Raw genomic sequence first — 5,340 nt, forward strand, 5'->3', positions numbered from 1 at the left:
GGGAGCCTGGCGGTGTGCTACTCTCACATGGGGAAACCCCACACTACCATCGCCGCTGTTACGTTTCACTTCTGAGTTCGGAATGGATCAGGTGGTTCCGTAACGCTATTGCCGCCAGGCAAAACTGGTTTTAACAAATTGGACTGACTGATAAAAAAATCGTTGTAGCGTCTATCGGTTCGATAAGTTGTGGCTACACATACATCGTTCTGTTACATCGTAACTTGGGCGTTGTATGGTTAAGCCTCACGGGCAATTAGTACAGGTTAGCTTAACGCCTTACAACGCTTCCACACCCTGCCTATCAACGTTCTAGTCTCGAACAACCCTTTAGGACAGTAAACTGTCAGGGATGACTCATCTTGGGGCTCGCTTCCCGCTTAGATGCTTTCAGCGGTTATCGATTCCGAACGTAGCTACCGGGCAGTGCCATTGGCATGACAACCCGAACACCAGCGGTTCGTCCACTCCGGTCCTCTCGTACTAGGAGCAGCTCCCCTCAATCATCCAGCGCCCACGGCAGATAGGGACCGAACTGTCTCACGACGTTCTAAACCCAGCTCGCGTACCACTTTAAATGGCGAACAGCCATACCCTTGGGACCGACTTCAGCCCCAGGATGTGATGAGCCGACATCGAGGTGCCAAACACCGCCGTCGATATGAACTCTTGGGCGGTATCAGCCTGTTATCCCCGGAGTACCTTTTATCCGTTGAGCGATGGCCCTTCCATTCAGAACCACCGGATCACTATGACCTACTTTCGTACCTGCTCGACGTGTCTGTCTCGCAGTTAAGCTGGCTTATGCCATTACACTAACCTCCTGATGTCCGACCAGGATTAGCCAACCTTCGTGCTCCTCCGTTACGCTTTGGGAGGAGACCGCCCCAGTCAAACTACCCACCAGACACTGTCCGCAATCCCGATAAGGGACCAACGTTAGAACATCAAACATACAAGGGTGGTATTTCAAGGTCGGCTCCACATCATCTGGCGACAATGCTTCAAAGCCTCCCACCTATCCTACACATGTAGGGTCAATGTTCAGTGCCAAGCTGTAGTAAAGGTTCACGGGGTCTTTCCGTCTAGCCGCGGGTACACCGCATCTTCACGGCAATTTCAATTTCACTGAGTCTCGGGTGGAGACAGCGTGGCCATGGTTACACCATTCGTGCAGGTCGGAACTTACCCGACAAGGAATTTCGCTACCTTAGGACCGTTATAGTTACGGCCGCCGTTTACCGGGGCTTCGATCAAGAGCTTCGCCTAAGCTAACCCCATCAATTAACCTTCCGGCACCGGGCAGGTGTCACACCGTATACGTCATCTTTCGATTTAGCACAGTGCTGTGTTTTTAATAAACAGTCCCAGCCACCTGGTCACTGCGACCCCCAATAGCTTACCGCGTAAAGCGTTCACCACCGGGGGCGTACCTTCTCCCGAAGTTACGGTACTATTTTGCCGAGTTCCTTCACCCGAGTTCTCTCAAGCGCCTTGGTATTCTCTACCTGACCACCTGTGTCGGTTTGGGGTACGGTCAGTGTTATCATAAGTTTAGAGGCTTTTCCTGGAAGCAGGGCATCTGCAACTTCATCACCTTGGTGATTCGTCTCGTGTCTCGGCCTTAAGAACCCGGATTTACCTAAGTCCTCAGCCTACGCACTTTCACTTGGACAACCAACGCCAAGCTTGCATAGCCTTCTCCGTCCCCCCATCACTGATAACACCGGTACGGGAATATTAACCCGTTTCCCATCGACTACGCCTTTCGGCCTCGCCTTAGGGGCCGACTTACCCTGCCCTGATTAGCATGGGACAGGAAACCTTGGTCTTCCGGCGAGGGGGTTTTTCACCCCCTTTATCGTTACTCATGTCAGCATTCGCACTTGTGATATGTCCAGCAACCCTCTCGAGTCACCTTCAGCCACTTACACAACGCTCCCCTACCCAGCATACTAAGTATGCTGCCGCAGCTTCGGTATATTGCTTAGCCCCGTTACATCTTCCGCGCAGACCGACTCGACTAGTGAGCTATTACGCTTTCTTTAAAGGGTGGCTGCTTCTAAGCCAACCTCCTAGCTGTCTGGGCCTTTCCACATCGTTTCCCACTTAGCAATATTTTGGGACCTTAGCTGGCGGTCTGGGTTGTTTCCCTCTTCACGACGGACGTTAGCACCCGCCGTGTGTCTCCCGGATAGCACTCTACGGTATTCGGAGTTTGCATGGGGTTGGTAAGTCGGGATGACCCCCTAGCCCAAACAGTGCTCTACCCCCGTAGGTGTTCGTCCGAGGCGCTACCTAAATAGCTTTCGGGGAGAACCAGCTATCTCCCGGTTTGATTGGCCTTTCACCCCCAGCCACAAGTCATCTCCTAATTTTTCAACATTAGTGAGTTCGGTCCTCCAGTTGATGTTACTCAACCTTCAACCTGCCCATGGCTAGATCACCGGGTTTCGGGTCTATACCTAGCAACTAAACGCGCAGTTAACACTCGCTTTCGCTACGGCTCCCCTAATCGGTTAACCTCGCTACTAAATATAAGTCGCTGACCCATTATACAAAAGGTACGCCGTCACCCCGAAGGGCTCCGACTGCTTGTACGTATACGGTTTCAGGTTCTATTTCACTCCCCTCACAGGGGTTCTTTTCGCCTTTCCCTCACGGTACTGGTTCACTATCGGTCAGTTAGGAGTATTTAGCCTTGGAGGATGGTCCCCCCATATTCAGTCAAGATAACACGTGTCCCGACCTACTCGATTTCACTACCAGCGTTTTGTCGTGTACGGGGCTATCACCCACTATGGCGGCACTTTCCAGAGCCTTCCACTAAAACACTGATAACTTAAGGGCTAATCCCCGTTCGCTCGCCGCTACTAGGGGAATCTCGGTTGATTTCTTTTCCTCGGGGTACTTAGATGTTTCAGTTCTCCCGGTTCGCCTCGTTATGCTATGTATTCACATAACGATACCTCTAAGAGGTGGGTTTCCCCATTCGGATATCTGTGGCTCAAATGCTTTTTGTCAGCTCACCACAGCTTTTCGCAGACTTACACGTCCTTCATCGCCTCTAACTGCCTAGGCATCCACCGTATACGCTTTGTTACTTAACCATACAACCCCAAATTACGTCGTAATCCGTGTCATACAGCCAAACAACTCATCAACATTCTCTAATCAAGAATACCAATGACGCTACATTACTAGCTAAATCAATTGCTTAATTTAGCTGGATGATTTTTTTATCAGCTTGTCCAAATTGTTAAAGAACATATTTAAGGCTTAAAAAACCTTAATCAATACACACTCTAATAAGTGCTTATTCATTAAGGTTATCTCTGTCTTTCCTTTCCACCGCGAGTATGGTGGAGCTAAGCGGGATCGAACCGCTGACCTCCTGCGTGCAAGGCAGGCGCTCTCCCAGCTGAGCTATAGCCCCGATATATCAGTGAGGTGTGAGGGTGATGAGTGAGGTAACGCCTCTCTCCTACACTTCTCGCTTCACTAAACAGTGGTGGGTCTGAGTAGACTTGAACTACCGACCTCACCCTTATCAGGGGTGCGCTCTAACCAGCTGAGCTACAGACCCATAATCTCGCTCGTTCTTCTTACCAACAAAACAATCTGTGTGGACACTACACTAAAAAAGCGCAGCTTTACGTAAGGAGGTGATCCAACCCCAGGTTCCCCTAGGGTTACCTTGTTACGACTTCACCCCAGTCATGAAACACAAAGTGGTAATCGCCCTCCCGAAGGTTAAGCTAACTACTTCTTTTGCATCCCACTCCCATGGTGTGACGGGCGGTGTGTACAAGGCCCGGGAACGTATTCACCGCAGTATGCTGACCTGCGATTACTAGCGATTCCGACTTCATGGAGTCGAGTTGCAGACTCCAATCCGGACTACGATTGGCTTTAAGGGATCCGCTCCACCTCGCGGTCTCGCTTCCCTCTGTACCAACCATTGTAGCACGTGTGTAGCCCTACTCGTAAGGGCCATGATGACTTGACGTCGTCCCCACCTTCCTCCGGTTTGTCACCGGCAGTCTCCTTAGAGTGCCCAACTTAATGCTGGCAACTAAGGACAAGGGTTGCGCTCGTTGCGGGACTTAACCCAACATCTCACGACACGAGCTGACGACAGCCATGCAGCACCTGTCTCAGGATTCCCGAAGGCACTAATTCATCTCTGAAAAATTTCCTGGATGTCAAGAGTAGGTAAGGTTCTTCGCGTTGCATCGAATTAAACCACATGCTCCACCGCTTGTGCGGGCCCCCGTCAATTCATTTGAGTTTTAACCTTGCGGCCGTACTCCCCAGGCGGTCTACTTAGCGCGTTTGCTTCGCTACGCACAAATTAAATTCGCACACAGCTAGTAGACAGCGTTTACGGTGTGGACTACCAGGGTATCTAATCCTGTTCGCTACCCACACTTTCGCACATGAGCGTCAGTCTTTGGCCAGGGGGCCGCCTTCGCCACTGATGTTCCTCCAGATCTCTACGCATTTCACCGCTACACCTGGAATTCCACCCCCCTCTCCAAGACTCTAGTCTGCCAGTTCTAAATGACCCTCCCAGGTTGAGCCCGGGGCTTTCACATCTAGCTTAACAAACCGCCTGCGTGCGCTTTACGCCCAGTAATTCCGATTAACGCTCGCACCCTCCGTATTACCGCGGCTGCTGGCACGGAGTTAGCCGGTGCTTCTTCTGACGCTAACGTCAATGTTGTGCGCTATTAACACACAACCCTTCCTCACGTCTGAAAGTGCTTTACAACCCGAAGGCCTTCTTCACACACGCGGCATGGCTGGATCAGGGTTGCCCCCATTGTCCAATATTCCCCACTGCTGCCTCCCGTAGGAGTCTGGGCCGTGTCTCAGTCCCAGTGTGGCTGATCTTCCTCTCAGAACAGCTAGAGATCGTCGCCTAGGTGAGCTCTTACCTCACCTACTAGCTAATCTCGCTTGGGTTCCTCTGATGGTGTATGGCCCGAAGGTCCCATACTTTGGTCCGAAGACATTATGCGGTATTAGCCACCGTTTCCAGTGGTTGTCCCCCTCCATCAGGCAGATCCCCAAGTATTACTCACCCGTCCGCCGCTCGTCATCTTCTAGCAAGCTAGAAATGTTACCGCTCGACTTGCATGTGTTAGGCCTGCCGCCAGCGTTCAATCTGAGCCATGATCAAACTCTTCAATTAAATAAATCATGAATATAACTTTTTGGCTGACACTCTTTTAATGAGTGCCCACACAGATTGTCTTGTTGCTAATTGTTAAAGAACAGTCGCTTTAAAGTGCCTTTAAGGCCTCTCTCAAGCGGGACGCGCATTTTACGCTATCC

General features: G+C 51.1%; 2 tRNA genes and 3 rRNA genes. All 5 read right to left on the minus strand.

Annotation, left to right across the window (positions count from 1 at the left end):
* Positions 1 to 4: 4 nt before the first annotated feature.
* Positions 5 to 119: ribosomal RNA gene (gene rrf, locus CCY32_RS16950) — 5S ribosomal RNA — on the minus strand.
* A gap of 116 nt (positions 120 to 235) precedes the next feature.
* Positions 236 to 3,110: ribosomal RNA gene (locus CCY32_RS16955) — 23S ribosomal RNA — on the minus strand.
* Between the two features lie 250 nt (positions 3,111 to 3,360).
* A tRNA-Ala gene (locus CCY32_RS16960) sits at positions 3,361 to 3,436 on the minus strand.
* Between the two features lie 73 nt (positions 3,437 to 3,509).
* Positions 3,510 to 3,586: transfer RNA gene (locus CCY32_RS16965), tRNA-Ile, on the minus strand.
* A gap of 72 nt (positions 3,587 to 3,658) precedes the next feature.
* Positions 3,659 to 5,197 (minus strand): 16S ribosomal RNA (locus CCY32_RS16970).
* The 16S, 23S and 5S rRNA genes sit together here with 2 tRNA genes alongside, the layout of an rRNA operon.
* Positions 5,198 to 5,340 lie beyond the last annotated feature (143 nt).

Source organism: Lacimicrobium sp. SS2-24 (genome assembly GCF_002201535.1).
GTDB lineage: Bacteria > Pseudomonadota > Gammaproteobacteria > Enterobacterales > Alteromonadaceae > Lacimicrobium.